The organism is Vreelandella sp. 21 (assembly GCF_050995515.1).
Taxonomy (GTDB): domain Bacteria; phylum Pseudomonadota; class Gammaproteobacteria; order Pseudomonadales; family Halomonadaceae; genus Vreelandella; species Vreelandella alkaliphila.
Genome location: NZ_CP194673.1, coordinates 1350347 through 1377042 on the forward strand (window position 1 = coordinate 1350347; position 26696 = coordinate 1377042).

Below are 26696 nucleotides of genomic sequence, written 5' to 3' on the forward strand. Positions count from 1 at the left end.
GCATTAAAAGTTACGCCTGACGACCATAGCACGCGTGAACCACCTGATCCCATGCCGAACTCAGAAGTGAAACCGCTTAGCGCCGATGGTAGTGTGGGGTCTCCCCATGCGAGAGTAGGTCATCGTCAGGCACTTATTGAGAAACCCCGGCCATTTGGTCGGGGTTTTGCTTTTTAGGGGTCTCCCCTGGAGAGTAGCGGAACGCCGCCCGGATCATCGTCAGGCACTTATTTAACAAAGAACCCAGCCCATCAGCTGGGTTTTTTGTTTGCGTGGAAGAAAATCAATTAGGGACGTTCCCAAGTCACTGCACCGTCATTCCCGAGTGGGGTTATCGGGAATCCACCTTGACCTTGGCCTGCAGCGGCCCGAAACTTCAGCCAACATGGATTCCCGCTAAGGGCCTGCGGGAATGACGAGAGCGGCTCGGAGAGCTGGGTGCCGTCATCGTCAGGCAATTATTAACAAAAACCCCAGCTTCAACTGAAGCTGGGGTTTTTTTTGATCGCGATAATGTTTTAAGTTCATCAAGCAGATAAATCATCGCTACTAATCTCACTACTTAGAAAGCAATTGAAAGAAAATGCTATGATGCGGCGATTAGCGGGGGCATTTTATTCTGAATAGATGTTCACCTATGACATGAAATTACTTTCGAGGTGAAAGGGTGAGTGAAACAGTACCCACATCGTGGCTTGTCTATTGCCGCCCAGGGTTTGAAAGCGACGCACTGGCTGAAATGCAACACCACGCCAAACAGCACGAGGTAAGTTGCGAACCTGCGAAAGGCGAAGGTTGGGTGAGTTTAACGCGCTTAGATAAAGAGCCGATTAATGATTTGCATCGTAAAGCGGCGTTTAAGCAACTTATTTTTGCTCGCCAAAGTCTAGCTGCACTGCCTGCGCTCACGCTGTCCCGAGATGATAGGCTTACGGCTATTCTCGATCAGGTAAAGTCGAGTCGTTGGAGTTTTGAAGAAATTTGGCACGAAACGCCAGATACCAATGATGGCAAAGCATTGGCAGGCTTAATTAAAGCGCTGACTAAGCCATTGCAGAGTATGCTAAAAAAACGGGGCGCCTTGCGTGGTAAAGCCGGTGCACGTCGTTTACATATTTTCTGGACGGATGGTGATCGTGTTCAGTTGGGTATGAGCTTTCCTGACAATCGAAGTGAGCTGATTAATGGTATACGTCGCCTACGTTTCCCATCCCGTGCGCCAAGCCGATCAACGCTGAAGTTAGAAGAGGCATGGCATGAGTTTATTCCCCGAGAAGAGTGGGATGCACGGCTTGCGGATCATATGCAGGCAGCGGATTTAGGGGCCGCCCCAGGTGGTTGGACTTGGCAGTTAGTCCAGCGTGGCATGTATGTTTATGCCATTGATAATGGGCCAATGGACAAGCAGCTAATGGCTACGGGACAGATAGATCATCTTAAAGAAGATGGATTTACTTGGGAACCGCCGCAACGAATGGATTGGCTAGTTTGTGATATCGTCGATAAGCCTGTGCGCGTGTTGGCAATGGTGGAAAGATGGTTAACTCGGAAATGGTGTCGAGAGGCAATTTTTAATTTAAAACTGCCCATGAAGAAACGCTGGGACGAGGTTGATCGCTGCATTAGCACTTTGGAAGATGCGTTGGAAGCGGCGGGAGTGCGCGCTACGATTACATGTCGCCACCTCTACCATGATAGGGAAGAAGTGACGGTTCATGTAAGGCTCGCTCACTAATTTAAAGGTCGGCAGAGTAGCGTAAGGGTGTCAACAGCCTGGTTCGTACACGCGGATAGTTTCGTCTTCTGTTAATAGAGGTAGGATGCTCTGCATGGCCGCTGCACGTGCTTCACTTGAATGCCACTCTTTCCAAGCGCGAAGATCGCGCCATTTGGTAATCATCAGGCGGCGATCTGTATGGCCAAGTTCGACGAGCGTTTCTCCACCGACAAATCCTCGTACGCCAAGTGAAACGCGCATTGCTTCGCGGGCAGCTAGTTCATATTCTTCTTCCAGGCCAGGCATAATACGCCGTTCAATGATTACTTTGATCATGCTGTCTGTTTCCTAAACGAGATTGTAGATGACTGATAATACGTATGACCCAAGTGCCTTTGATGCATCGTTAGACACAACGGGTTTGTATTGCCCTGAACCTATCATGTTAATGCATAACAAGGTGCGTGATATGACGCCAGGGCAGGTGTTGAAGGTAATAGCAACAGACCCCGCAACGACTCGTGATGTGCCAAAATTTTGTCAATTTTTGGGACACCAGCTACTGCTGCAAGAGGAGTCTGATGACCACTACGTGTACTTTATTCGCCTAGCGTAAGGCTTCTGCAGCTATGCGAGGCTAGCCATTAATATTGGTTTTAGGCTCTGGCTTTGATTGGGTAGCCTCGCAAGTGCTTATTTAAGATCACCCCTCTTTATTTGGAACAACCATCATCGCCAAAGCTTCCAGTGTCGCAGGGTCTTCATCCATAATGCGGCTAGCGATATGGCGTTGAAAAAAGTAAACCGTGCGATGGCGGGAGTGGGCATCGTAAAGGCACTTGTCACCCAGTAGGATGGGAGACATCGTGGCTTGCTGTTCATCGGCAAGAACTGCTTCAACGCTTCCATCGCTATAGAGACGCCATCCATAGACTTGCTTCATATTCCAGGGTGCATCGGGATGATTCATGCATAAAGCATGAGTGCCAAGGGTGTCTGGAAGCTGTTGAATCAGCGTAATATCTCCTGAAGCTTCATACTCGAAGTAACTGGCTGAAGCCATTAGCTCGTCGTATTTATGATCAGGAGGAAGGGCGAAAATTTCTTCGGTTTCTGGATCGCGGTAGCCAATAAACTGGCCATTTTCATGGCTGTCGAGTTCATGACAAGCAGCGAGCTTCTCCATCCATGGCACAAGGCCAATGACGTTACCGTTCTCTTGTAGCCCCCAGGCCAAAACAGGTAGGCCGTAATACGTGTCGGGACTCGCAGCGAGCTGGTAGACCATCTCTAACCCATCTAGCTCAGGGGCTAGGCGGATCAAACATTTTTGCGCCTGCTGACGCTGACGCACGGTTTCCAGGTCGATGACCTGGGCAGAGCGGGGTGACAGGGATGCGCCCATAATGTCCCTCCTTGTGCTGCGTGGTCACGACATCGGTAAACAGCGTATGCTGCCTACCACTTAGTTCACCAATAGCACAGGTTGCCCAGAAGGTTAAGGGGGGTTGTGATTTTTAATTATCGGAGCAGCTAGTAAATTGATCTCGCAACGCTTGGTGTTGTGCTTTTACTTGTTGAAGTTGCTGCCAGGGCGCCTGTGGGTTGTTCAATGATAACCAAGTGTTCTGATAGTTTTTAACCGCTTCAGGTGGCGTTATTTGGTGGGCATTAATTAGTCGGTTAATTGCTGTAAGCCACTTGAGAGAAATCTGCTCAACTTGATTAAATCCTGCTGGAAAATCATCTTGCAGGCATTCACTAGTGGTTAAGCGCGTTGACTCAAGTACTAGGTTTGCCTCCGTTAAGCGTTGGTGGGCGAGCAACAGTGTGCGTAAAATTTCTGCTGTTAAAGGCCTCTCTTGCAGCGCTTTAAGGTGGTTTTCAAGTGCTGAAGAGTCCTGTTGCCATGCTTGGCTAAATTGGTGTGTGACCATTCGCTCAAGGTAATCAACTGCAACCAGTTGATTGTCAATATTAGGTAGTTCAGAGCTATTTAAAGGGGCACTTGCTCGGGAAAAGCTTTTTTCCCACTCTTCAGAATCAAAAATGGCATTCCAGCTGACCGCTGGTAGCTGTTCTGTCTTGAGTTCAGTTAGTTCAGCCAATCGCGCTTTATTGTCATCACTTAAGCTGTCAGGAATATCACTGTTCCAGCAGGCACTTAGGCGTTGCCATAGCGCGCGTTCGTAAAGCCAGTGCTGGCTAGGGGGAGCAACGCGGCCCAACTGATTGTTCCGTGCTGCAATGAGTGATGTTATCTGGCACTCACGTAACGCATAGATATTCAGCATACCCTCTCGAGTTTCAGGAATATTGAATAGTCGCTCTCGACGTTCAGGAAATTCACCAATATTAGGTGGCGGATGACGCTCAATATTGGCAATTGAAAGATCGCTAGTGAGCTGTTGGTGATACTCTACCCAGGGCTGTTCGGCACCATTGTTTCCGCAGCCCACTAGTACCAAGCTGGCACTGGTAGTCAGCCATAATATAGCTTGAGGGTAGAGTGCCATTGCTTACTCCTGTTGACTAATCCACTTTAATCGCCAAGCAAGTAATAGTGCGGCTGTGCTGAGCCCCGCAATCAGGCCTATCCAGTAACCATGCACCCCCAACGGGTCAGACATGTCACCTATACCGTGAGTTCCTAGCCAGTGACCACCGCCTAAACCGACAATCCAGTAAGAAAGTACGGTAATGACCATCACGATTCGGGTGTCTTTATAACCTCGTAATGCACCTGCTAGGTTGACTTGAAGTGAATCTGATAGCTGGAAAATTACTGCCAGGGATATGATGGTGAGCGCCAAAGCCTGGATGTCGGCATTGGAGGTATACAACGAAATCACCGGCACCGCTGTAAACCAAAGTAATGTACTGTTGATGACGGCCACAATGACACTGATCACGATACCGTTCCAAGCAACAGTGCGCGCCATAGCAGAACGTTGTTGGCCCAATGTATTACCCACGCGTACGGTAAGTGCCATGCTCAAGGACATCGGCAGCATAAAGAGAATAGACGTGAAGCTTAGAGCAATTTGGTGAGCCCCTACAGTGACCTCTCCAAAGCTGGCAATAAACAGGGCTATCAGTGTGAATAACGTCACTTCCACGAAAATAGCCACACCGATGGGCACACCCACTACTACAAGCTCGCGGATGCCGGACAGTGTTGGTGGCGTCAGCGTTTGCCAAATCGAGACGCTTTGGTAGGTACGTCCTTTACGGGTATAGAGCGCCATTGCAACGGCCATTGTCCACATCGAGAGTGCTGTAGCGATGCCGCAGCCGAATGCGCCTAGTGCCGGTAGCTGTTGCAGAGCGCTGGGTAATCCATCACCAAATATATTAACTAGGCCATCACCGCCATAGATAAGTAAATAGTTACTGGGAATATTAACGGTTAGCCCCACCAAGCTAATCCATAACGCGGGGCGGGTGTGATTCATGCCATCTGAAAAGGCTCTAAGCGCCTGAAACAAAGCGATTCCGGGCATGCCGAAGGCAACAGCGGAAAGGTAGGCAGCAGACTCTCTTGCAACCGCAGGGGGAACCTTCATAAGTTCGAATATCGGCGTTACGACTGTCCACAGCAATGCAGCGGCAGTGAACCCGAGTACTAATGCGACCCACAATGCCTGATGAACCGCAGGGCGAATCTCAGCATTTCTCTTGCCGCCCAAAAGGTGCGCCACGATAGGTGTGAGGCCCATCAACGTACCGGTCATAAATAGCATCAGTGGCATCCACAGGCTTGAGCCAACCGAAACGGCAGCTAAGTCGGTGGCGTTATGCCTGCCGGTCATGATGACGTCGACCACGCTCATGCCCGCTTGTGCGAGTTGGGCGCCGCAGATGGGTAGTGCTAACGCTACCAACGTGCGTGTTTCTGGCCAATAGATGGATTTTATATTGCTAGTGAAGCCGCCCACGGTATGTTTCCTGTTTAGCAAAGTGACCCAACAAAAGCCGATAGAGTAGCAGGAGTTACTAGGATCTCGGTAGCTGTCTAATGATTTGCCATCTCTTTATCATCGGGACAAGGCGCGGGTATACTTTACGAAATGAACGACGACGTAGGTATATAGTGACTCAAGAGCAGGAGCGTTGGACGCTTCACGACATAACGGCGCTGTTTGATGGTGTGTTTTTAGCACGTTATCAGACGCGATTAATCAAAGGTGGCGATGAACCCCTATATCGCCCAGCTACATCTGAAACACCTTATCATCAGGTGATTTTTGCGCGCGGCTTTTTTGCTAGTGCACTGCACGAGATTAGCCACTGGTGTATCGCAGGAGAGAAGCGTCGGCAGTTGGAAGATTACGGGTACTGGTACTTGCCTGATGGGCGCGACGCCCAGCAGCAGCACGCCTTCGAACAAGCGGAGATTGCCCCGCAGGCGCTGGAAAAGCTGTTTACTCGTGCCTGCGGACGCATATTCCACGTTAGTGTAGATAACTTGGGTGGGGATGTTGAGGTGGATCGTGAGGCGTTTGCCAACAAAGTAGATGCCAGAGCAGCACGTTATTTAGAAGAGGGGCTGCCATTGCGTGCCAACGCTTTCTTTATCGCATTGACACGCTATTATCAGCATCAAGATACCTTGGTGCAGGCCATTAAACAGGGGCAGCGAGAACTTGACGTGGCGCTGGTCGCGTCGGCTTAGTCTTTCTCGGTAAGCTGCTTGTGAAGCGTTAGCATTACTTCAATTTCGTGCTCGGGCCGCATCGGTTCGAGCCCCATGTCGTTAAAAATTTCGCTGCGTAAGCGGTGCCAATCTCTCGCACTAATCGCTTCATAAAGCACCTGTGCAGGCGCTAATTCAACAAAAGGATCCAAGCCGTAGGTGTCAAAGAGCCGAGCCAGCGCTGCTTCATCCTCACCGTTATCGCTAGTGTACAGCGTAGCCGAGAAGTGATCGGTCTCTAGTTCACGTATGACATCCAACGGGCTGACGCCGAGGCTTTCTAGCTCTTCAATGCTATAAGAACCCATCACGTTCGTGTCTTCACTGATCCAGCTATCGTCAGGCTGAATGAGTGTCTGTTTAATGCGTCCATCAGGTAGAGACCAGGCAATAGCCAGCGGCAAGCCGTCATCTTCGCCCGTCTCAATGGCAATAAATCCTGGGTAATCAGCCACGCTTCGCTCCTTTTAAGCTTCCGCATCAAGGCGGAAAAAATGCTGGGCAGTGCGGGTTGTTGCGTTCCCCAGCTCGGTTTCAGTCACGTCATGCCACTGGGCAATCTCTCTTACAATCCATGGTAGCAAGGCTGGCTCGTGACGGCGTCCTTTTAGTTTGGCTGGAAGGTTGCGAGGCAGCAGGTAAGGACAGTCAGTCTCTACCATTAACCTTTCTAACGGAATATCTTTCACTATTGAACGAAGGTGATGACCTCTGCGCTCATCACAAATCCAGCCGGTTAATCCAATATGAAGATCTAAATCGAGATAGCCGTGCAGCGTATCTCGGTCAGCGGTGAAACAGTGAATAACGGCTTGGCTGATATCATCTCGCCAGCTATGCAGCATTTCACGCATTCGTTGCCCCGCGTCACGTTCGTGCAAAAATAGCGGTAAGCCACTTTCAGCAGCGAGCGCCAACTGAGCCTCAAACGCTCGCTCTTGCTCGTGAGGCGTTGAAAAATTGCGATTAAAGTCCAGCCCACACTCGCCCACGGCAACCACTTCAGGTTTTTGATGAAGCGCTTTCAACTGGTGCGCCACATCACTACTCCACCCGCTAGCATCGTGTGGGTGAACCCCGGCAGTCGCATATATGCCTGGGGTCTGTTTAGCCAGCTCTACGGCTTGCTCAGCGTGTTCAATATCAGTACCCGTCACTATTAAGGTAGCTACATTGGCCGCTTTCGCCCGCGCAATGACATCAGCTAAATCACGCTGAAAACTCTCGTGAGTCAGGTTAGCGCCGATATCCACCAAGGGGGCACCAGAACGAAATTGCAGCGCCTCGGGTAAAAAACTATCCACAGCACTTGTCGCCAAGCGTCACACTCCCAGTGTTAGTTAAATATTCGATAGCAGCCAGCTCTCGTTAATTATTTAGCCAGCTGTAAAACGCCATTGTAACGCTGGAGAGTAACAACGACTAATGGTCTATCCCGGATGGATATCTCATTCGAATGGCACGAATTGCAAAAAAACTGGCTCGATAGGTAAACAGTAAAGCAGTTTTTACTTTTAACATGAGGGTGAAGCATGAAATAAATCGGGCTTAAGGCTCATTTAATAACAACAATAGACAGGTGAAAAGCATGCATTTATCACGTCATTTCGCTATTTCTGTGCTATCGGCTGCGGTCATTACGGCTAGCTATGCGCCCAGCGTGGCCGCCAATGAAGGTATTTCAGATAATGAAATCCGTATTGGTTATCTAGCTGATATGTCAGGTGTTTATCGTGATCCCATAGGCCCATTAGGGCAAGACGCCATTGAGATGGCAATTGAAGATATTGGTGGCAGCGTACACGGTGCTCAAGTTGTCGTCTTTAGTGCTGATGATCGCAATAGCCCTGATGTTGGCTCAAGCGTGGTGCGCGAATGGATTGATGAACGTAATGTCGACATGGTCACTGGTCTAGTGGCTTCATCGGTTACATTAGCAGCAGTAGGCTTGTTAGAAGAGGCGGATAAACTTGGCTTAGTGAACGGCGCTGTTTCTTCCAGTGTCACTAACGAGCACTGCTCTCCTAACCATATTCACTGGGTTTACGATACCTGGGCGATGTCCAATGGCACGGCAAAGGCAATTACTCAGGAAGGCTATAAAAACTGGTATTTGCTCAGTGCCGACTATTCGTTTGGCCATGCACTTGAAGCGGATGTCGAGCGGGTGGTCACCGAAAACGGTGGAACGATAGTAGGTAGCGCGCGCCACCCCTTTCCGAACAATGACTTTTCTTCTTTCATGCTGCAAGCCCAGGCATCGGGCGCTGATGTTATTGCGCTCAATAATGCCGGTGGGGACACCATCAATGCCGTTCAAACGGCAGGCGAATTTGGCATTACTCAAGCCGGGCAGATTCTAGCAGGCATGGTGCTGTTCAGTACTGATATACGCAGCATTGGGTTGGAGAACGCTCAAGGACTGCAGTTCACTAAAGCATGGTATTACGACTTAAATGATGAAACGCGTGCCTGGGCAGAGCGTTTCCGTGAGCGCACCGGCAGCATGCCGACCATGGTGCATGCAGGGCTCTATTCCAGTACCCGCCACTATTTAGAAGCCATAGAGGCAGCGGGAACAGACGACACGCAAACCGTTCGTCAGCAGATGGCCGATACCCCCATTAACGATATTTTTGCAACGAACGGCTACATTCGTGAGGACGGCCGTATGGTGCATGACATGTATCTCGTTGAAGTGAAAACACCGGAAGAGTCAGCAGATGAGGATGACCTCTTCAGAATTGTGCGCACTATTCCCGCCGAGGAAGCATTCCGGCCACTTTCTGAAAGCGTTTGCCCACTCGTCAACAATTCGTAAAACGCTGAAGCCCTAACAACACATAACAATAAGGACTTGGCATGGAACAGACATACTTAATTCATCGTAATACGATTGGCGCTGCGCTAAACCGCAGCGCTCGCAAATATTCTCAACAACTCGCACTAACGTTTGGTGAGCGAACCTGGAGCTATCAATCGCTTAACGATGCCGCTAACAGCGTAGCTAGTGGTTTGTTAGCGGCCGGTCTTTCTCCTGGGGATCGGTTGGCGGTATATGGTAAAAACTCAGATGCCTATGTCATTGCCTGGCTTGCTGCCACTAAAGCGGGCTTAGTACATGTGCCTATTAACTTTGCGCTAAGTAGTGATGAACTGCGCTATATCCTTGAGCAGTCCGGGGCGAAAGGAGTGCTAAGCGATAGTTCGTTAGCTGACAAAGTTCAGGAGGCAACCCAAGGTTTAGCATTAACGGTCAATGGAACACTGCATGCTGATCAACAAGATATCCAGTTGGGTCGTTTTGATGTCTTGGCTTATGTGCATTCCTCGCCATCAACAAGGGAGCCAGCGGTCGCCGTAGAGGGAAGTAGTCTGGCACAGCTGCTCTATACCTCTGGCACAACGGCAGCGCCTAAAGCGGCAATGATGACCCACCAAGCGCTGATGGCGGAATATATGGCCTGCATGGTGGAGCTGGATATCAAGGGAAGTGACGCCATGTTGGCCGCTCTTCCGCTTTACCACTCGGCACAAATGCATGTTTTTTTGATGCCGGCTTTACTACTTGGCGCCCCCATTCATTTGCTTGAAGCACCGCTTCCGGATAGCTGTCTGACGGCGATTGCCGAACAAAAAATCGTATCGTTCTTTGCGCCGCCCACGGTGTGGATCAGCTTGCTACGTCATGCTGACGTTGATCAGTTTGATTTAACCTCGCTCAAGAAGGCGTACTACGGCGCCTCGATCATGCCGGTGCCTGTTTTGGAAGAGATACAGCAGCGCTTCTCCAGCGTTGGTTTATATAACTGCTATGGGCAGAGTGAAATTGCCCCCTTGGCAACGGTATTACGTCCAGATGAGCATGCTGAGCGTCCTGCGTCGGCGGGGCGGCCGATACTTACGGTGGAAACACGCATTGTTGATTTGGAAATGAACGATGTTGACTCGGGCGAGCATGGCGAGATTGTCCATCGTTCGCCGCAGTTAATGATGGGCTACTGGGATAAGCCGGAGATGACCGCTGAGTCCTTCCAAGGCGGCTGGTTTCACTCTGGTGATGTGGGCTACTTCGATGAAGCAGGCTACTTATATGTCGTGGACCGGATTAAAGACGTTATCAATACGGGGGGCGTGTTGGTTGCCAGCCGTGAGGTGGAAGAGGCGCTGTTTAAGCACTCGGCTATTTCGGAAGTAGCGGTGGTGGGGCTGCCTGACGAAAAGTGGATTGAAGCGATTACCGCCGTCGTTGTGGTGAAAGAGGGGCAAGTGGCTAGCGAGGATGAGCTCATCCAACATGTCAAAAGCTTGATTGCACCCTACAAAGTTCCTAAGCGTGTGGTGTTTGCAGAGGCTCTGCCAAAAAGCACCGCAGGTAAAATTCTTAAACGTCACCTGCGCAAAGACCTAAAGGAGTGAGCATGGACGAGCAAACACAGGCGCTGTTTCATGACATGATCAGCCGCTGCTTAGCGCAGGAAGTGGCGCCTTTCTATGACCAGTGGGAAGCGGACGGTGAAATACCGCGCTCTTTATGGCTAGCGCTGGGTGCCGCTGGTCTATTGGGGATTGATCTTGATGAGACCTATGGTGGCTCAGGTGCCGATATTGCCATCACCCAACGGGCACTGGAGGAGATGTCTCGGCAAGGGTTTGGTGGGCTAGCCAGCGCTTACAATATTCACGCCAATATCGTGATGCCTTACCTGCAAAATTTAGCCACTGATGAACAGCGCGAAACCTGGCTGCCCCGCATGGCAAGCGGGGAGTGGTTGGGGGCGATTGCCATGAGCGAGCCGCATGCTGGCAGTGACTTGGCAGCGATGAAAACCCGCGCCACCAAAACAGCCGATGGGTGGCTACTCAACGGCAGCAAACTGTTTATAACCAATGGCCAAGTGGCCGATCTCGTTATTGTCTGTGCAAAAACAGACCCCAGTGCAGGTGCAAAAGGGGTCTCGCTGTTTTTGGTCGATACGTCACTTCCTGGTTTTTCCCGTGGCAAGCCCATTAAGAAAATTGGCCAGCACGCCAGCGATACGGCAGAACTGGCATTTGACCAACTGCAACTGCCTAACAGTGCCTTATTAGGGGAAGAGGGCGCTGGGTTTCGCTACCTAATGCAAGAGCTGCCCCGGGAGCGCTTAGGCGTAGGCGCGCAAGCGCTTGGCGCGGTAGAGGGCGCGTTGGCATTAACGCTTGATTACGTCACCCAGCGTCACGCGTTTGGTCAGCGCGTGGCCGACTTTCAAAATACCCGCTTTACGCTGGCTGAGATCAAGGCACAGCTGGATGTCGCGCGAGCTTACTTCGATCAGTGCGTTAATAAGTACCGCCACGGCACGATGACAAGTACCGAGGCCGCGATACTCAAATTACAGCTTAGCGAGCTGCAGTGTCGTGCTGTTGATCGGTGCCTTCAGCTGTTTGGTGGTTATGGTTACACCCATGAATATCCGATTTCACGCTTCTATTTAGACGCCCGTGTGCAAACTATTTACGCCGGCAGTTCTGAGATTATGAAAGAGGTGGTCGCACGCTCGCTGTTGGGCAAAGTGGCTTAAGCGCTTTTCTTAAGTCCTTTTCCGCTGTGCGTCATTACTAAGGAGAGATTATGCAACTGGATAGCGTTGTTATTGTAAGCGGTGCTCGCACCGCTATTGGCGGGTTTGGTGGGTCGCTCTCATCTTTCGCGCCCCATGAGTTAGGCACTATCACTGCCCAGGAAGCACTACGCCGTGCGGGCATTGCTGGCGCTGATATCGACCACTCTGTGTATGGCCATATTATTACCACTAGCCCAGAAGATGCCTACCTTGCCCGCCATATTGCGTTGAGTGCGGGTGTGCCAAAAGAAGCCGGTGCCTTTAATGTTAACCGGCTATGTGGTTCCGGCGTGCAGGCAGTGGTATCCGCTGCGCAGCAAATCGCTCTGGGCGACAGCCGCTTAGCATTGGCAGGTGGGGCTGAATCCATGTCGCGAGGTGCTTATCTACTGCCGCCCCAAGCACGCAATGGCATACGCCTAGGCGATGCCAATATCCAGGATCTTACCCTCGGTATTCTTAGTGACCCATTTGGCAGCGGACATATGGGCATGACCGCTGAAAATATCGCTAAGCAGTATGGCTTAAGCCGTGAGCAGCTCGATCAGTTTGCGGTGGATAGCCATCGTAAGGCGGCAAAAGCCATTGCAGAAGGGCGTTTTGACGCGCAAATCGTGCCTGTTGAGGTGACAAAAGGAAAACAGACGGTTTCCTTTGCCCGTGATGAGCATGTGCGAGAAGGCGTTGAGTTAAGTGATTTAGCACGGCTTAAACCGGCCTTTAAGAAAGAGGGAGTGGTTACGGCAGGCAATGCCTCTGGAATCAACGATGGCGCAGCGACCTTGGTGCTGGCGCATGCTGATGAAGCACAGCAGCGCAATTTAACGGTTAGGGCGCGACTGCGCGTGGCAACCACCGCCGGTGTGGAGCCTTCGGTAATGGGGTTAGGGCCAATCCCTGCGGTGAAACGCTGCCTCCAACAGGCAGGGCTGACGATCAATGATATTGATGTGATTGAGTCCAATGAAGCGTTCGCGGCGCAAGCAATGGCGGTTGCCGATACGCTGGGTTTCCCATTGGAAAAACTCAACCCGAATGGTGGTGCGGTGGCGCTCGGTCATCCAGTAGGCGCGACTGGTGCCATCTTGATCTTAAAAACCTTACACGAATTGGAGCGATGTCAGGGCCGCTATGGTTTGATCACGCTATGTATCGGCGGTGGGCAGGGCATTGCACTATTAATAGAGCGCGAATAACAAACGGTTTTCCAATAACAATCGACAGGTGTGTTTTATGTCTACGATAACGCCAAAAATACTTCCTTCTACGCCGTCTGCGACTAGCTCGCCGCTGTTAATTAGCGACTTGCTGGAGTCTGGTGTTCGAATGGCGGGGAATAACCAGATTGTTTATCGAGACCAGAGCCGTCATGACTATCAACGTTTTCGTGATCGGGTACACCAGCTTGCCCATACGCTAACAGCACAGGGCGTTCAGGCGGGTGATGTGGTGGCGGTGCTGGACTGGGACAGCCATCGTTATTTAGAGTGCTTTTTTGCCATTCCAATGATTGGTGCCGTGCTACACACCGTCAACGTACGTTTGGCGCCTGAGCAAATTCACTACACGATGGAGCACGCTGAAGACGTCTTTGTGCTGGTGCATGAGGATTTCGTACCGCTACTGGAGCCACTTGCTGATCAACTGCCCAACATACGCGGTTACCTACTTTGCCAAGAAGCGGCGAGCCAAGAAACACAAAGCACAGTCAGCACGTCGCTGCCATTAGTGGGTGAGTTTGAGGCGTTGTTAAGTGAGCAGCCAACTCATTACGAGTTTCCTATTTTTGATGAAAATGCAGTGGCTACGCTGTTCTACACCACGGGCACCACCGGCAACCCGAAAGGGGTGTTTTTTACCCACCGCCAATTAGTCCTGCACACACTAGGTGAAGCCAGTACCTTCCAAGCACCGGGTTGTGAATTGCTCAACCGTGACAAGGTATACATGCCCATCACGCCGATGTTCCATGTGCATGCCTGGGGCGTGCCTTACACTGCCACGTTGATGGGGGCGACTCAGGTATACCCTGGCCGCTATGAGCCGGAAATGTTGGTCAAACTGCTGATGAACGAAAAGGTCGATTTCTCCCACTGCGTGCCAACGCTGTTAAATATGGTGGTTAGCGCTGACGCTATCGCATCGAAAAAAATTGATTTAACCGGTTGGAAGGTGCTTGTGGGCGGCAGTGCGCTAACTCAAGCCCTGGCTAGCCGTGCTTGGTCACTCGGCATTGATACGCGAAGTGCCTACGGCATGTCAGAAACCTGTCCGCTGCTAACCGCTGATATTTTGCCTCAGGATGTTGCCGAAGCCGATTTTGAAGTGCAGCTTCCCTGGCGGTGTAAGGCTGGTTTACCCGTGCCCCTAGTGAAATTACAGGTGGTTGATGCCAATGGAGAACCGCTACCCCATGATGGCGTCAGTGTTGGTGAAGTGCGTGCCCAGGCACCCTGGTTAACCCAGGCGTACTACAAAGAAGAGAAACGCAGTGAAGAGCTTTGGCGGGATGGATGGCTGCATACCGGTGATGTTGGCTCGATTGATGAGCATGGTTTCTTGGCCATTAGCGACCGTATTAAAGATGTCATCAAAACCGGTGGAGAGTGGCTCTCCTCACTTGAGCTGGAAAGCTATATTAGCCAATGCCCGGGTGTGGCGGAAGTGGCGGTAATTGGCGTTACAGATGATAAATGGGGTGAGCGGCCAGCAGCGCTCGTTGTCCCTAGCGATGTCAATAACCCACCCACGGCAGAGGAAGTACAGGCGTTTATGGAGCAGTTCGTCGAGCAGGGCAGCATTAATCGCTGGGGTATTCCATCGTTGATTCGTTTCGTAGATGAAATTCCTAAAACCAGTGTCGGTAAGCTGGATAAAAAGCGCATTCGCACTGAGATATAAACGCTAGCGTTTTATGCCCGCCGTTTGTGCCTTGCGGTAAGCGGCGGGTGAATCTCCTGTCCACTGTTTAAACGCTCGGCTAAGACAAGCAAGGTCTTCAAATCCTAGTTTTTCTGCGATGGTTGTCAGTGGTTGTGTGCTGCGAGTGAGTGCTTGAATGGCATAGTCGCGACGGTATTCGTCTTTAACCGCCTGGAAATGAGTACCTTCAAGTTTCAAGTGTCTTGAGAGTGTCCGCACGGACATATGTAGCGCATCTGCCACATGCTGAACAGTGCATGAGGTGGGTAAGTGGCGGCTAAGATGTTCGCGAACGCGGTGCGTAATCAAGCGATCTTCAAAAGAGACGTAGAACCAGTCAGCCGGTGCGCGTTGTAGAAATGCGCCAAGATGCTGTTTCGTTTGGCGTATGGGGTGGTTGAGAAACACCTTATCAAAGTAAACAGCTGTTTGCGGTTGATCAAATTTTAGCTTGCCGGGATAGAAGTAGAGATAGTCAGCACTGTGAGCAGGTTGGGCGTAGCCGCACTCCATCAAGATAGGTGGAATTTTGCGTGCGATCATCCAGGAGGCGATACCGTGAAACAGTTTCAACATCAATTCATGAATCAATATTCGACTGCCGCGAAGCGGGGCGCGTTCTTCAAGCGCCATCCGAGCAAAGTCGCCTTCAATAGTAAAGTCGTAGCCGAAATCATCTAATAGAATGCGAAAAAACTGCGTATAGCGATGAAGCGCAACATGCAGCGTTGGTGCATCTAGCAAGCTCAAGCACAGCAGCTTTAGTGTTCCACAGCGTAGCGGCCTGGAGAAAAAGCATGGCGTCTCATCATCCAGCTCAAGGGCGAGGAGGCGGTAAAGCTCGGCAAACTGCTCAACAGTGACTCGGCCGTTCGGTGCGCTGAGTAGAAAGGGGGAAATTCCAGCAAGCTCTAGGTAGCGGACAGGGGAATGCTCAGTGGCGGGTAAGCCACACAGTAGTTCGTTCACAAAGTGCATTGAGACGGTAACGGTCACGATGTCAGCCCTAAACGAGTAGCTTGGCGCTACCTTGTTATTATCACGTGATGGTGGGACGTTAGCACGATGTGTCGTTTGGCTCTATAAGGGCTCTCCTTAACGCGAGCGCATGCGTTACACTGTGCGCCTCATGATGAAGGAGGACACTGCGTGACCTTGTTACGACTCGAACAGCTGCAACTCGCTTACGGCACCCAAGTACTACTTAACCGCGCCGACCTAACGGTTGAAAAAGGCGAGCGGCTGGCGCTGGTCGGGCGCAACGGCACCGGTAAATCAACGCTATTAAAACTAGTCGCGGGCGATATTCATGCCGATGATGGTTCCATTTGGCGTGCACCGGGCTTGAAGATTGGCGTATTGTCCCAGGAGCTGCCTGAATCCTCAGGCATGACGATTTTTGACATGGTCGCTCAGGGGCTGCCGGAAGCGGGGGAATTGCTTTCTGAATACCAGCATTTGATCAATGATCCAGACCCCGACATGAACCGCATGGCCAAGCTGCAAACCCGCATTGAGGCTATCGACGGCTGGTCTTTCCATCAGAGCATTGACGTTGTACTCACCCGTTTAGGGTTACCCCCTGAAGCTGAAATGAGCGCGCTTTCCGGTGGCTGGCGCCGCCGTGTTGCGTTGGCGCGAGCATTGGTTTCTGAGCCGGATTTACTGCTTCTTGACGAGCCTACCAACCATCTCGATCTAGACACGATTGCTTGGTTGGAAGAGCAACTGCTGGCCTTCAACGGCGCGGTATTACTGATTACCCACGACCGTGCCTTTTTATCTAAGCTGGCCACCACGATCCTTGAGCTAGACCGAGGCAAGCTTGGCCGTTATCCCGGTAACTATGCAGAGTATCAAGAGCGTAAGCAGCACGAGCTTGAAGTAGAAGCGCGAGAAAATGCGCTTTTCGATAAAAAACTAGCCCAAGAAGAAGTCTGGATTCGTCAAGGCGTCAAAGCGCGGCGTACCCGCAACGAAGGGCGTGTGCGTGAGCTTGAGCAGATGCGTTTGGAGCGTAGCCAGCGACGTGAACGTCAGGGGACTGCCAACCTCACTGTCGACAGCGGCGAGCGTACTGGTAAGCGGGTAGTCGAGCTGAAAGGCGTAACACAGCGCTTTGGTAATGATGTCATTCTGCGTGATGTGAATCTTGAAGTGATGCGCGGCGACCGCATTGGTTTTCTTGGTCGCAACGGTGCAGGTAAAACAACGCTGCTGAAAATCTTGCTCGGCGAGCTTGCTCCAACAGAAGGTAGTGTTCAGTTGGGGACCAATTTAAAGGTCGCTTATTTCGATCAATTGCGTGCAGGTTTAGAGCTGGAAAAAACCGTCTACGACAACGTCGCACAAGGCAGCGATCGGGTAACCGTTGGTGGAAAAGATCGCCACGTAATGAGCTACCTTCAGGATTTTCTATTCACACCTGACCGTGTTCGACAGCCGGTGAAAGCCCTTTCCGGCGGTGAGTCCAACCGTCTGTTGTTAGCCAAGCTGTTTACTCAACCAGCCAACGTATTGGTGTTGGATGAGCCTACCAACGACTTGGACATGGAAACCCTGGAGCTGCTTGAAGAGCTGCTGCTGGACTTTGATGGCACGCTGCTACTGGTCTCTCACGACCGAACATTTATGGATAACGTCGTGACCAGCATGCTGGCCTTTGAGGGCGAGGGTTATGTGCGTGAATACGTGGGTGGCTACACGGATTGGATTCGCCAAGGGGGTAAACTGCCGCCTGCTCCGTGGGAAGGCGCTGCCCGCCAGAACACTGAACCGACCAGCATTGCAGTTGAAAAAACGCCAGAGAAGCCGGTTGCTGAGCCCGTTAAGAAAACCGTTAAGCTCTCTTACAAAGTGCAGCGAGAGTTAGATGCGTTACCTGCGGAGATAGAGCGCCTTGAGAATGAAGTAGAGGCGTTAGAGCAAGAGATTGGCGACCCCGCTTTCTACCAGCAAGAAGCCAGTGCCGTTACAGCGAAATTGCAAGCGTTAGAAAACGTACAGCAAACACTTGAAACGGCAATGGAGCGTTGGATGGAGCTTGAGGCGATGGCTAGCGGTGACTGACATCAGTATCGAATGAGTAAAGGCACCCAATGGGTGCCTTTCTACATTGGTTACTCGTCGCTCTCTTCACCTTTTTTGCCGACCCGAACGGCCAAAACGTCGCACTGTGCGCCGTGAAGTACGCCGGTAGAAGTGGAGCCTAGCAGCAGGGCAAAGCCATGGCGCCCATGCGAACCAACAACGATCAGGTCGACGTTGTGCTCTTCTGCAAAACGATGAATTTCCGTGTCCGGCATGCCGACAACGACATGTTGATCAGCGGGCTCGACGTGAGGGGCGGCAATTTCAGTCAGCCGCTTCTTCGCGTGGTCATCCAGCTGGTCTTGAATGCTGGTGAGATCCATCGGGATGTCACCACCGTAAGCGAAGCCCAATGGCTCAAGGGTATGCATGATCGAAATCTTGGCGTCGTCATTGCGAGCAGCAATCGCAACTGCACGTTCTAAGATTTTATGGGAGTCTTTAGTTAAATCAACGGCTACTAAAATGTGGTGATAGCTCATGGCTTATCTCCTTCGTGATAATTAACAAAGAGAACGCTTTGTTAGATGACCTTTACTTTAGGCTTCAAGTGCCATCTTAACAACGATCTATGTCATGCTTTTTTAAGTTAACCCGATAGTATGACTAATTTTAACATCAATGCTTATGGCTAGTATTTGCGACGAGGAGAAGTGGCTAGATGGAGTGGCTTATTATTATTTTTATATCGCTGTTTGTTATTGCACCAGTAATGTGGCTTAAGCCCAGCCCGCGGCAGAAGCGCCATATGGCGCTGCGTTTGAATGCCGCCAAGAAGCACGGGGTAGTGATCAAGATGGAGAAGCCCCCGTTGCACAATTTTCGAGGCACGATGCCCGCTTATCGGTGGTATTTTTCCCAACAGCAGCCAGGGCCTGATTTTGTGTTAGTGCGTGAATCGAACGCAAGTGAAGCGCTGGAGCTTTATCATGCTGGGTGGCGCTGGCGCATTGCACCATTACGGCCATTGCCAGAAATGGCAAGCGCTACTTTGAAAGCCCTGCTAGAGCGCCTTCCACAAGATGCTTTGGTGGTCGAGTCAAACGCGACAGCGTTAACGCTATGGTGGTGGGAGTCACAAACTGCGGAGCGTTTTGCTATCTATGGAGAAGATTTTCAGACGCTAAGAAAGGCGCTTAGCGGATTGTCAGACCGCCCTGCTGCAAAGCCGCTAAACGGGGCTGGTGAAACAGCAGGGCACTGATGGACGTCTTACGCCGAGGGACCGTCTTGGTCTCTTAACTGAATCGCCATACCATTGGACTCTATTAGCGCTAGCCACTTGTCTAACTGATCTAGGTCACTCTCACTTAGGCCCGCCAGCATCTCTTTGCGTGCCTCCTGGACGACGCTGTCGATTTGTTCAAGTAGCGGCATTGCCGCTGGCGTCAGATAGAGTCGTTTGCTTCGGCGATCATTATCGCAGGCCCGTCGCTCAACCAGCCCTTGTGCTTCGAGTTGTCCAAGGGTTCTAACTAATGAGGGCGCTTCTACGCCAATCACCCTTGCTAAATCACACTGTGGGTTGCCTTCACCTAACTTCCATAAATGGTAAAGCGTCACCCAGCGTGTTTGTGTTAACCCCAAGGGTGCAAGCCTTCGATCAAGAATAGAGCGCCACAAGTGGGGCAGACGTGCAATGCGAAAACCAATTGTTGAAGCCATAGTAAACAGCTACCGAAAAATGTAAGTAGGCGAATTGTCATAAGCTGCGCCGCTGAATGCAAGGCGTTATGTTATTCGTCCGTTGATAGATCGTTTTCAGAATTGTTGTTTCCGGGTATAAAGCGCCGCAAATTTAGCGCACTCAAGCCGCTAGGTTGGATTTTGCTATCCGCTATCGTGGCTTTTTCCAAGTCTTCCGAAACAGTAAACCGGATCAGCCCCAGCCGTTGTCCGCTAGCTGTCATAATGTCGATACGCCACTCTCCCGACGGCGCTTCTGGGAAATTTTGCTTATGGCTCCACGCACGATAGCCCCTTTCCCGTCCACCGTTGATAGCAAGTTCTACTTCATCTAACAATTCGCCGTTGTGGTGCCATGCATGATGAATTGTCTCGCTTAATCCACGCGGCGCCCGAATGGCGGTGTAAACGTAAAGGCCGGTAGAGCGAATTGCGTCTGGCGTAAGCGCCATGGTTCCCTGCGGCTCGCGGCTCTGAATATCCAGCGCTGGAGAAAGTGCACTGTTTGTCATCCATAAGCTGGCGGGAGGGACCCATATTTTGCCGAACCAGGCCGCATAGGCCAACACGATAGTGAGCGCAAAGAACCCGCACCAGCGCGTTAACGAGCGTTTTTTAAGTAAGTGCCAAAAACTGGGCAACGCTACAAGTATGGTGATCACCAGCGCAAGGATCAAGCTTTGGCCAGTCGTCAGCTGCAGCATGATAGGCAGAATAACCAGTACCACTAAAAAGACACATTGGGCATGAAAGATAAAATAGAGGCTTCGCCAGCGCCCAGCGAGTTTGTAATAGAGCGGATCTATAATCGACAGTATTGCCATTGCGATCACTAACAGCGCAAATAGTGTCTGCCCGCTATTCCACACGGTTGTAACCAGGATAAACGGTAACGTAAAGAAAAGTGTTTCCTGGTGAATCATTTGGGCGATAAAGGTAGTAACACCGCGTGGCAAGGTGGGGTGGCCGCGTTTAGCAAGCCAGCGCCCGATGAGGCTCTCAGAAAGCAATAGCAGCCAGGCAAAAAGAAGTCCCAGCGCTAATACCGCTCCTAGCCACTGTTGGCGGTCCACCAGAAAAAAACTACCTAGCCCGGCGCCAAACGCGATAGGAGGCCACAGCCAGCTCCAGGGTTTTAAGCGTTCGACGGTACGTTCAACCCGTGCTTGTAGTGCCGTTATACGGGCGGGAGTAAAGAAACTACCCATGGCGTTGTTGGCTCATAAATGAAAACAGCATGATCGTTGGATTCGTCGGTAAAGTCGATGCGTTCCCTATCCTGTCTATAAAAAGCGCAAAAAATGTGGGCCTGCTGTAAGTTGATTTGTGTAAGTGCACTTGAGAGATAAGCGCATTAGCCAAAAGTCAGGGCTTGACGTTCCTCATTATCTCAACCAAGCTTACGCAATCAAACGACCGTATGAAATGCGTGGCCGGTCCGATTAATGGTGCCAGCCCGAACTTGTGGAGAGAGCGCGGATGATCTATCAAGGCAATGCCATCACGGTGGAGCGTCGTGACACCCAAGGTGGCAATGACATCGCTAAGCTCACTTTCGATCTGAAAGATGAGTCCGTTAATAAGCTGTCCAGTGCTGTTGTGGCAGAGTTGGGCGAGGCAGTAAAAGCGCTTCAAGCTGAAAGCGGCCTACAGGGGTTGATGATTAGCAGCGGCAAAGACGCGTTTATTGTCGGCGCTGACATCACCGAATTTCACAGCCTTTTTGACAAAGGCGAAGAGTATCTCGTTGAGATGAACCTTAAGGTTCACGACATCTTTAATGCGATTGAAGACCTGCCTTTTCCAACCGTGACGGCCATTAATGGCTTGGCACTGGGTGGCGGCTGCGAAGTACTGTTGACGACCGATTTCCGAGTAATGAGCGAGAAAGCCAAAATTGGCTTGCCTGAAACCAAGCTAGGCATTCTGCCAGGTTGGGGGGGATGTGTACGTTTACCCCGCTTGATTGGTGCGGATAACGCCATTGAGTGGATTGCTGGCGGCACTGAAAATCGTGCTAACGCAGCACTTAAAGTCGGCGCAGTCGATGCTGTCGTTACTCACGAGCTGCTTGAAGAGGCCGCGCTGGACATTCTGGATCGTGCCAATGCCGGTGATTTAGATTACCAGGCGCGCCGTGAAGAGAAGAAAGCACCGCTTAATCTTAATGCCATTGAGCAAATGATGGCGTTTGAAACTGCCAAAGGGTTTGTCGCTGGCAAGGCTGGCCCTCACTATCCTGCGCCAGTAGCGTCGATTAAAGTGATTCAGAAAGGCGCTGGCGAGACCCGTGCCCGCGCCCAGGCGATTGAAGCAAAAGCATTTGCCAAGCTAGCACTCAGTAGCGTTGCCTTTAACTTGGTTGGCTTGTTCCTTAACGATCAAGTTGTGAAGAAAAAAGGTAGCAAATACGAGAAGCAGTCGCAGCCCGTTAAGCAGACCGCTGTGCTGGGTGCTGGCATTATGGGCGGTGGTATCGCCTATCAGAGCGCCAGCAAAGGCACGCCCATCATAATGAAAGATATTAACGATGAGGCGATTGAGCTGGGTCTGAAAGAGGCGCGTAAGCTATTTGCTAAGCAGGTAGAGCGTAAAAAGCTGACGACTGAGCAGATGGCTGAAAAACTGACCAACATTCGCCCAACGCTTTCCTACGGTGATTTCGGCAATGTTGATCTAGTGGTCGAAGCTGTCGTTGAAAATCCCAAGGTCAAAGATGCCGTGCTGACCGAAGTGGAAGGCATGGTGAGCGAAAACACCATCCTTACCTCTAACACCTCGACGATTTCTATCAACCGTCTGGCCAAGAACCTTAAGCGTCCAGAAAACTTCTGCGGTATGCACTTTTTTAACCCTGTGCATCGTATGCCGCTGGTGGAAGTTATTCGTGGCGAGAAGACGTCAGATGCAGCGGTGGCTGCAACAGTTGCCTACGCTCGTGCAATGGGCAAAACCCCGATTGTTGTGAATGACTGCCCCGGCTTTTTGGTCAACCGCGTACTGTTCCCATATTTCGGTGGCTTTAGCTTCCTGGTAGAGCAGGGCGCTGATTTCCAACGCGTTGACAAAGTGATGGAAAAATTTGGCTGGCCCATGGGTCCTGCTTACCTGTTGGACGTAGTGGGTCTAGATACAGCGGTACACGCTAACGAAGTGATGGCGGAAGGCTTCCCGGATCGCATGGCGCGTGACGGCAAAACCGCTATTCAGGTGATGTACGACAATAAGCGTCTGGGCCAGAAGAACGATAAAGGCTTCTATGCCTATGAAGAAGATAAGAAAGGCAAACCTAAGAAAGTTATCGACGAACAAGCCTACGCACTGGTGAAAGACGTCGTGAAAGAGCAGAAAGAGTTTTCTGATGAAGACATTATCGCTCGCATGATGGTACCGCTTTGTCTGGAAACTGTTCGTTGCCTTGAAGATGGCATCGTGGAAACTCCCGCTGAAGCCGATATGGCATTAATCTACGGCATCGGTTTCCCTCCCTTCCGCGGTGGCGCACTGCGCTACATTGACGCGATGGGTGTTGCCGAATTCGTGAAGCTAGCCGAAAACCTTGCGGAAGAGTTAGGCCCGCTTTACGCGCCCACTGAGAAGCTGCGTCAGATGGCTCAAAATAACGAGCAATTTTATTCTGGCTCTCAGGCCTAACCACCACGCAAAGGAGATATAAGATGAGTTTGAACCCAAGAGATATCGTGGTGGTTGACGGTGTACGTACCGCCATGGCGAAAGCTAAAAATGGTGCATTCCGCAATGTGCGCGCTGAGAACCTGTCAGCAGCCGTCATGCAGGCGCTGTTTGATCGTAACGCGAATTTAGACCCGTCCGAAGTTGATGATGTTATCTGGGGCTGTGTTAACCAGACGCTTGAGCAGTCCATGAACATTGCGCGTAATGCGGCAATCATGACCGGTATTCCGCGCTCGGTGCCTGCGCAAACTGTTAACCGTCTGTGTGGTTCCTCGATGACGGCACTACATATTGCGGCGGCCAACATTAAAGCAGGCATGGGCGACTTTTACGTGATTGGTGGGGTTGAGCACATGGAGCACGTGCCCATGGCTCACGGTGTTGATGTTAACCCCGCTGCTAGCAAGTACGCCGCAAAAGCCGCCATGATGATGGGGTTGACCGCTGAGCTGCTGGGCAAAATGCACGGTATTTCTCGTGAAGACCAGGATAAGTTTGGCGTGCGTTCCCACCAGCGTGCCCAGGCTGCGATGGAAAAAGGCTACTTCGATAACGAAATCATTGGTGTTGAAGGCCACGATCAGCGCGGTTTTAAAATTCTGTTCAAGAACGATGAAGTGATTCGTCCTGAGGCCAGTATCGAGTCAATGGCCAGCCTCAAGCCGGTATTTGATCCTCGCAACGGTACCGTTACTGCGGGCACGTCATCTGCATTGTCGGTAGGGGCTTCGGCAATGGCTGTTATGAGCTACGAGCGCGCTCAGGCGCTGGGGCTTGAGCCGATTGCAAAAGTGCTTTCAACAGGTGTTGCAGGCTGTGATGCCTCTATCATGGGTTACGGCCCAGTGCCTGCGTCTAAAAAAGCGCTGAAAGCCGCTGGCTTGTCGGCAGCCGATATTCAAACGGTTGAGCTTAACGAAGCGTTCGCTGCACAAGGTCTGCCCGTTTTGAAAGATCTGGGCTTCCTAGATGCCATGGATGAAAAAGTAAACCTCAATGGTGGTGCCATTGCGCTAGGCCACCCGCTAGGCTGTTCGGGCTCGCGGATCTGTACGACGCTGCTTAACGTTATGCAGCAGCGCGATACTACTCTCGGCCTTGCCACTATGTGTATCGGCATGGGGCAAGGGGTTGCGACCGTGTTTGAACGACTCAAATAAACACAGCGTTTACCCACAAAACGGCACCCATGCGGTGCCGTTTTTGCGTTCAGAGCGGCATTAAAATAAACCGTTATCCAGTCCCGCTGCCATGTAAAGGCCTAGCTCTTCTACTTGGTCGGCAAAAGTGTCCTGCCATTGACCACGTAACGTTAGTGGTTCCTGAACCCAGCGCCAACGTAGTCCTGTCACAATACTTTCTACTGCCCGCCGGGTGCCGGTGCCGTCGTGTCCAGCGCGAATATAGAGCGCGCATGGAAGCCCTTGTTTCTCTTCCAATATGCTGTAGTAACTGCGATCAAAAAAATCCTTAAGTGCACCGCTCATGTAGCCCAGGTTTTCTGTTGTGCCCAGCAAGATGCCATCGCAGGCGCGAATATCATCAGGGCCAGCCTCGAAAGGCGTTTTTACTATGCAGGCAACCTGCTCAACAACTTTTTGGCTCGCGCCCCGCTGGGCGGCATCACGCAGAGTGCGTGTATTAACTGATGGAGCATGGGCAACGATTAATAGCTGTTTCATTGTAGTGCCCCTGTTAGCTGGAAATTTGCGTAGTAAGCGCAAAGTGTCACACTGCTAAGTACGACTACGATGAGAGCCTATATGCCTGATAATGCCTCTATCAATGTTTTCTACGATGCTGTTTGCCCTATTTGTCGGAAGGATCGACGTCTTTTTGAGCGTTGGGCTGGCAAGCATGGTAACTGGATTAACTGGTGTGATGTGACTGAGCATCAGCAACAATTGCGTGAAAAAGGGGTAACACCAGAAGCTGCTTTACGCTCGCTGCATATCGAAAAAGCTGATGGCACGCTTATCGAAGGTATTGATGCCTACCGTTTGCTGATGATGCGTATTCCTCTATTTGTGCCAATCGCATGGCTGATTGGCCTGCCAGGGATCAAAAAAGCGTTACGCTGGTATTATGATCGCTGGGTGAGAAAGCGCCTAAAGCGGGAAGGGCGTTGGTCTGAATAAGTATGGATATTGATATAGGGAATTTATCATGAAGCAGCGTCTTCAATGGTTAGCGCCAGCATGCGCAATGTTTACTATGTTAGTGGGGTGCGCTGGTCAGCCAACCTCCTCTCAAGCACCTGATGCTGTTGCTCAGGAAGTGTCGCCTGACGTAGCTCAGGTATCTTCAGGAGCAGCACAGCCAGGTTACGTAACTAACCGCCAAGTAACCGACTGGGTGCCGCCGCTGTTAACGAGCCCTGAAGAGAAGGCGGCCTACTATGTTAGCCGATTGGCAGACAGGCGGTTTGTCTCGCAGTACGGCGGACAAGACAATCCCCGTACTTGGTATATTGCGGCAGAGCGGTTAGGAGAAATCGGCTTGCCCGCTGTGCCTTTGCTGTTTACGCGCCTCAATACAACCGATGACTATGAGTTGATGTTAGCCCTGTATGCGCTTCAGCTTGCCACCCAAGATCCGCTATTGATGGCAAAAACTCGAGGTGACTATATACAGTTGCCCACCGTGTTAGATGCGACGGCAAATGCTGAAAATGTGCGCATCGCGCGTCAGTGGTGGCAGCAGCATTCAGCACAGTTAGGTGAGTAGTAATGCGCTGTGTTGATAGCGCAAATTGACGTATCCAACTGGAGTATTGTGCTCAAGCCGTGTAGGCTCCATCGCTTTCTAAGTTCTGTGTATGACTAAGTCCTGTGTATTAGCCTGATGCGTTGGAGCCTATCATGAGTGATCTACCCAATTGTCCTGCCTGTGCCTCTGAGTTTACCTACGATGATGGTATCCAGTATGTCTGCCCGGAATGCGGCAATGAATGGTCAAAAGTAGCAGAAGAGGGCGCTGAAGAAGCTAGCTCTGGTATTCGTGATGCTAACGGCAATATGCTGGCAGATGGTGACAGCGTCACTGTCATAAAAGACCTCAAGGTCAAAGGCAGTTCACTAGTGGTTAAGGTAGGCACTAAAGTTAAAAATATCCGTTTAGTCGATGGTGATCACGATATTGATTGTAAGGTCGACGGCATTGGGCCCATGAAGCTTAAGTCAGAGTTCGTCAAAAAAGCATAGTACTTAAAGACATAGTACTCAAAGACATAGTACTTAAAGACATAGTACTCAAAGATATAGTACTCAAAGATATAGTACTC

26 protein-coding genes and 1 rRNA gene are annotated in these 26696 nt (G+C 51.1%); 16 read left to right on the forward strand and 11 right to left on the reverse strand.

Features of this window, described 5'->3' with window-relative positions; genetic code table 11:
* Positions 1–15: 15 nt before the first annotated feature.
* Together rrf and rlmM are read left to right on the forward strand one after the other, a co-directional pair.
* A 5S ribosomal RNA gene (rrf, locus tag ACN06F_RS06255) occupies positions 16–131 on the forward strand.
* Between the two features lie 536 nt (positions 132–667).
* On the forward strand, positions 668–1735 hold the full coding sequence (gene rlmM, locus ACN06F_RS06260; RefSeq protein WP_198350099.1) for a 23S rRNA (cytidine(2498)-2'-O)-methyltransferase RlmM: 1068 nt from the start codon (positions 668–670) through the stop codon (positions 1733–1735).
* A gap of 30 nt (positions 1736–1765) precedes the next feature.
* On the opposite strand, the gene ACN06F_RS06265 is transcribed toward rlmM, so the two are convergent.
* Positions 1766–2053: an antibiotic biosynthesis monooxygenase family protein gene (locus tag ACN06F_RS06265; RefSeq protein WP_038482998.1), complete on the reverse strand. Its 288-nt coding sequence runs from the start codon at positions 2051–2053 to the stop codon at positions 1766–1768.
* A 28-nt stretch (positions 2054–2081) separates the two neighbouring features.
* On the opposite strand from ACN06F_RS06265, the gene tusA reads away from it, so the two are divergent.
* Positions 2082–2333: a sulfurtransferase TusA gene (tusA, locus tag ACN06F_RS06270; protein WP_038483001.1), complete on the forward strand. Its 252-nt coding sequence runs from the start codon at positions 2082–2084 to the stop codon at positions 2331–2333.
* A gap of 87 nt (positions 2334–2420) precedes the next feature.
* On the opposite strand, the gene ACN06F_RS06275 is transcribed toward tusA, so the two are convergent.
* The 3 genes from ACN06F_RS06275 to ACN06F_RS06285 form a co-directional block, all read right to left on the reverse strand.
* Positions 2421–3122, reverse strand: coding sequence for a hypothetical protein (locus ACN06F_RS06275; protein WP_038483004.1), 702 nt, complete (start codon positions 3120–3122; stop codon positions 2421–2423).
* Positions 3123–3234: 112 nt separating this feature from the next.
* On the reverse strand, positions 3235–4233 hold the full coding sequence (locus ACN06F_RS06280; RefSeq protein WP_038483007.1) for a DUF3080 family protein: 999 nt from the start codon (positions 4231–4233) through the stop codon (positions 3235–3237).
* A gap of 3 nt (positions 4234–4236) precedes the next feature.
* Positions 4237–5655 carry an MATE family efflux transporter gene (locus tag ACN06F_RS06285; RefSeq protein ID WP_038483010.1) on the reverse strand — a complete coding sequence of 473 codons (1419 nt, stop codon included), beginning with the start codon at positions 5653–5655 and terminating at the stop codon, positions 4237–4239.
* A gap of 155 nt (positions 5656–5810) precedes the next feature.
* Here ACN06F_RS06285 and ACN06F_RS06290 point away from each other — a divergent pair, with 155 nt between their 5' ends.
* A complete protein-coding gene (locus tag ACN06F_RS06290) occupies positions 5811–6392 on the forward strand; it encodes an elongation factor P hydroxylase (protein ID WP_099049300.1) in 582 nt (193 codons plus the stop codon).
* Here the strand turns inward: ACN06F_RS06290 and ACN06F_RS06295 are convergent.
* Together ACN06F_RS06295 and ACN06F_RS06300 are read right to left on the reverse strand one after the other, a co-directional pair.
* Positions 6389–6868: a hypothetical protein gene (locus ACN06F_RS06295; protein WP_038483013.1), complete on the reverse strand. Its 480-nt coding sequence runs from the start codon at positions 6866–6868 to the stop codon at positions 6389–6391. The two genes, ACN06F_RS06290 and ACN06F_RS06295, sit on opposite strands and share 4 nt — an antisense overlap.
* 12 nt (positions 6869–6880) lie before the next feature.
* Complete coding sequence (locus ACN06F_RS06300) at positions 6881–7732, reverse strand: TatD family hydrolase (RefSeq protein WP_433924848.1); 852 nt, start codon at positions 7730–7732, stop codon at positions 6881–6883.
* A 269-nt stretch (positions 7733–8001) separates the two neighbouring features.
* Between ACN06F_RS06300 and ACN06F_RS06305 the strand changes: the two genes are divergently transcribed.
* The 5 genes from ACN06F_RS06305 to ACN06F_RS06325 are packed head-to-tail and all read left to right on the forward strand — an operon-like array spanning position 8002 to position 14920.
* A complete protein-coding gene (locus tag ACN06F_RS06305; RefSeq protein WP_433924849.1) occupies positions 8002–9234 on the forward strand; it encodes an ABC transporter substrate-binding protein in 1233 nt (410 codons plus the stop codon).
* 41 nt (positions 9235–9275) lie between these two features.
* Positions 9276–10832: a fatty acyl-CoA synthetase gene (locus ACN06F_RS06310; protein WP_433924850.1), complete on the forward strand. Its 1557-nt coding sequence runs from the start codon at positions 9276–9278 to the stop codon at positions 10830–10832.
* 2 nt (positions 10833–10834) lie between these two features.
* Positions 10835–11977, forward strand: a complete 1143-nt coding sequence (locus ACN06F_RS06315) for an acyl-CoA dehydrogenase family protein (RefSeq protein ID WP_198350102.1) — start codon at positions 10835–10837, stop codon at positions 11975–11977.
* Positions 11978–12027: 50 nt separating this feature from the next.
* Positions 12028–13215: a beta-ketothiolase BktB gene (gene bktB / locus ACN06F_RS06320; RefSeq protein WP_433924851.1), complete on the forward strand. Its 1188-nt coding sequence runs from the start codon at positions 12028–12030 to the stop codon at positions 13213–13215.
* Positions 13216–13252: 37 nt separating this feature from the next.
* Positions 13253–14920, forward strand: a complete 1668-nt coding sequence (locus ACN06F_RS06325; RefSeq protein WP_433924852.1) for a fatty acid--CoA ligase — start codon at positions 13253–13255, stop codon at positions 14918–14920.
* A 3-nt stretch (positions 14921–14923) separates the two neighbouring features.
* On the opposite strand, the gene ACN06F_RS06330 is transcribed toward ACN06F_RS06325, so the two are convergent.
* Positions 14924–15937 (reverse strand): AraC family transcriptional regulator, encoded by a 1014-nt coding sequence (locus ACN06F_RS06330; protein ID WP_038483037.1) that lies wholly within the window; start codon positions 15935–15937, stop codon positions 14924–14926.
* Positions 15938–16090: 153 nt separating this feature from the next.
* On the opposite strand from ACN06F_RS06330, the gene ACN06F_RS06335 reads away from it, so the two are divergent.
* Positions 16091–18010: an ATP-binding cassette domain-containing protein gene (locus ACN06F_RS06335; protein ID WP_038483040.1), complete on the forward strand. Its 1920-nt coding sequence runs from the start codon at positions 16091–16093 to the stop codon at positions 18008–18010.
* A gap of 50 nt (positions 18011–18060) precedes the next feature.
* On the opposite strand, the gene ACN06F_RS06340 is transcribed toward ACN06F_RS06335, so the two are convergent.
* Positions 18061–18513: a universal stress protein gene (locus ACN06F_RS06340; RefSeq protein WP_038483043.1), complete on the reverse strand. Its 453-nt coding sequence runs from the start codon at positions 18511–18513 to the stop codon at positions 18061–18063.
* A gap of 179 nt (positions 18514–18692) precedes the next feature.
* Between ACN06F_RS06340 and ACN06F_RS06345 the strand changes: the two genes are divergently transcribed.
* Entirely contained in the window at positions 18693–19235 is a 543-nt protein-coding gene (locus ACN06F_RS06345) for a preprotein translocase subunit YajC (protein ID WP_231658562.1), read from the forward strand.
* A gap of 8 nt (positions 19236–19243) precedes the next feature.
* On the opposite strand, the gene slyA is transcribed toward ACN06F_RS06345, so the two are convergent.
* Both slyA and ACN06F_RS06355 read right to left on the reverse strand, forming a co-directional pair.
* Positions 19244–19696: a transcriptional regulator SlyA gene (slyA, locus tag ACN06F_RS06350; RefSeq protein WP_038483050.1), complete on the reverse strand. Its 453-nt coding sequence runs from the start codon at positions 19694–19696 to the stop codon at positions 19244–19246.
* A 71-nt stretch (positions 19697–19767) separates the two neighbouring features.
* On the reverse strand, positions 19768–20925 hold the full coding sequence (locus tag ACN06F_RS06355) for a DUF5924 family protein (protein ID WP_433924853.1): 1158 nt from the start codon (positions 20923–20925) through the stop codon (positions 19768–19770).
* A 271-nt stretch (positions 20926–21196) separates the two neighbouring features.
* Here ACN06F_RS06355 and fadB point away from each other — a divergent pair, with 271 nt between their 5' ends.
* Positions 21197–23371 carry a fatty acid oxidation complex subunit alpha FadB gene (gene fadB, locus ACN06F_RS06360; RefSeq protein ID WP_433924854.1) on the forward strand — a complete coding sequence of 725 codons (2175 nt, stop codon included), beginning with the start codon at positions 21197–21199 and terminating at the stop codon, positions 23369–23371.
* 23 nt (positions 23372–23394) lie between these two features.
* The gene (gene fadA, locus ACN06F_RS06365) at positions 23395–24573 is read left to right on the forward strand and encodes an acetyl-CoA C-acyltransferase FadA (protein ID WP_038483059.1); all 1179 of its coding nucleotides are present in this window, start codon (positions 23395–23397) and stop codon (positions 24571–24573) included.
* A gap of 60 nt (positions 24574–24633) precedes the next feature.
* On the opposite strand, the gene ACN06F_RS06370 is transcribed toward fadA, so the two are convergent.
* Positions 24634–25095 carry a flavodoxin family protein gene (locus ACN06F_RS06370; RefSeq protein ID WP_038483062.1) on the reverse strand — a complete coding sequence of 154 codons (462 nt, stop codon included), beginning with the start codon at positions 25093–25095 and terminating at the stop codon, positions 24634–24636.
* A gap of 81 nt (positions 25096–25176) precedes the next feature.
* On the opposite strand from ACN06F_RS06370, the gene ACN06F_RS06375 reads away from it, so the two are divergent.
* The 3 genes from ACN06F_RS06375 (at position 25177) to ACN06F_RS06385 (ending at position 26616) form a co-directional block, all read left to right on the forward strand.
* Positions 25177–25551 carry a thiol-disulfide oxidoreductase DCC family protein gene (locus ACN06F_RS06375; protein WP_433924855.1) on the forward strand — a complete coding sequence of 125 codons (375 nt, stop codon included), beginning with the start codon at positions 25177–25179 and terminating at the stop codon, positions 25549–25551.
* Positions 25552–25579: 28 nt separating this feature from the next.
* Positions 25580–26140: a hypothetical protein gene (locus tag ACN06F_RS06380; RefSeq protein ID WP_433924856.1), complete on the forward strand. Its 561-nt coding sequence runs from the start codon at positions 25580–25582 to the stop codon at positions 26138–26140.
* Positions 26141–26274: 134 nt separating this feature from the next.
* Complete coding sequence (locus ACN06F_RS06385; protein ID WP_038483071.1) at positions 26275–26616, forward strand: zinc ribbon domain-containing protein YjdM; 342 nt, start codon at positions 26275–26277, stop codon at positions 26614–26616.
* The last annotated feature ends 80 nt before the right edge of the window (positions 26617–26696 follow it).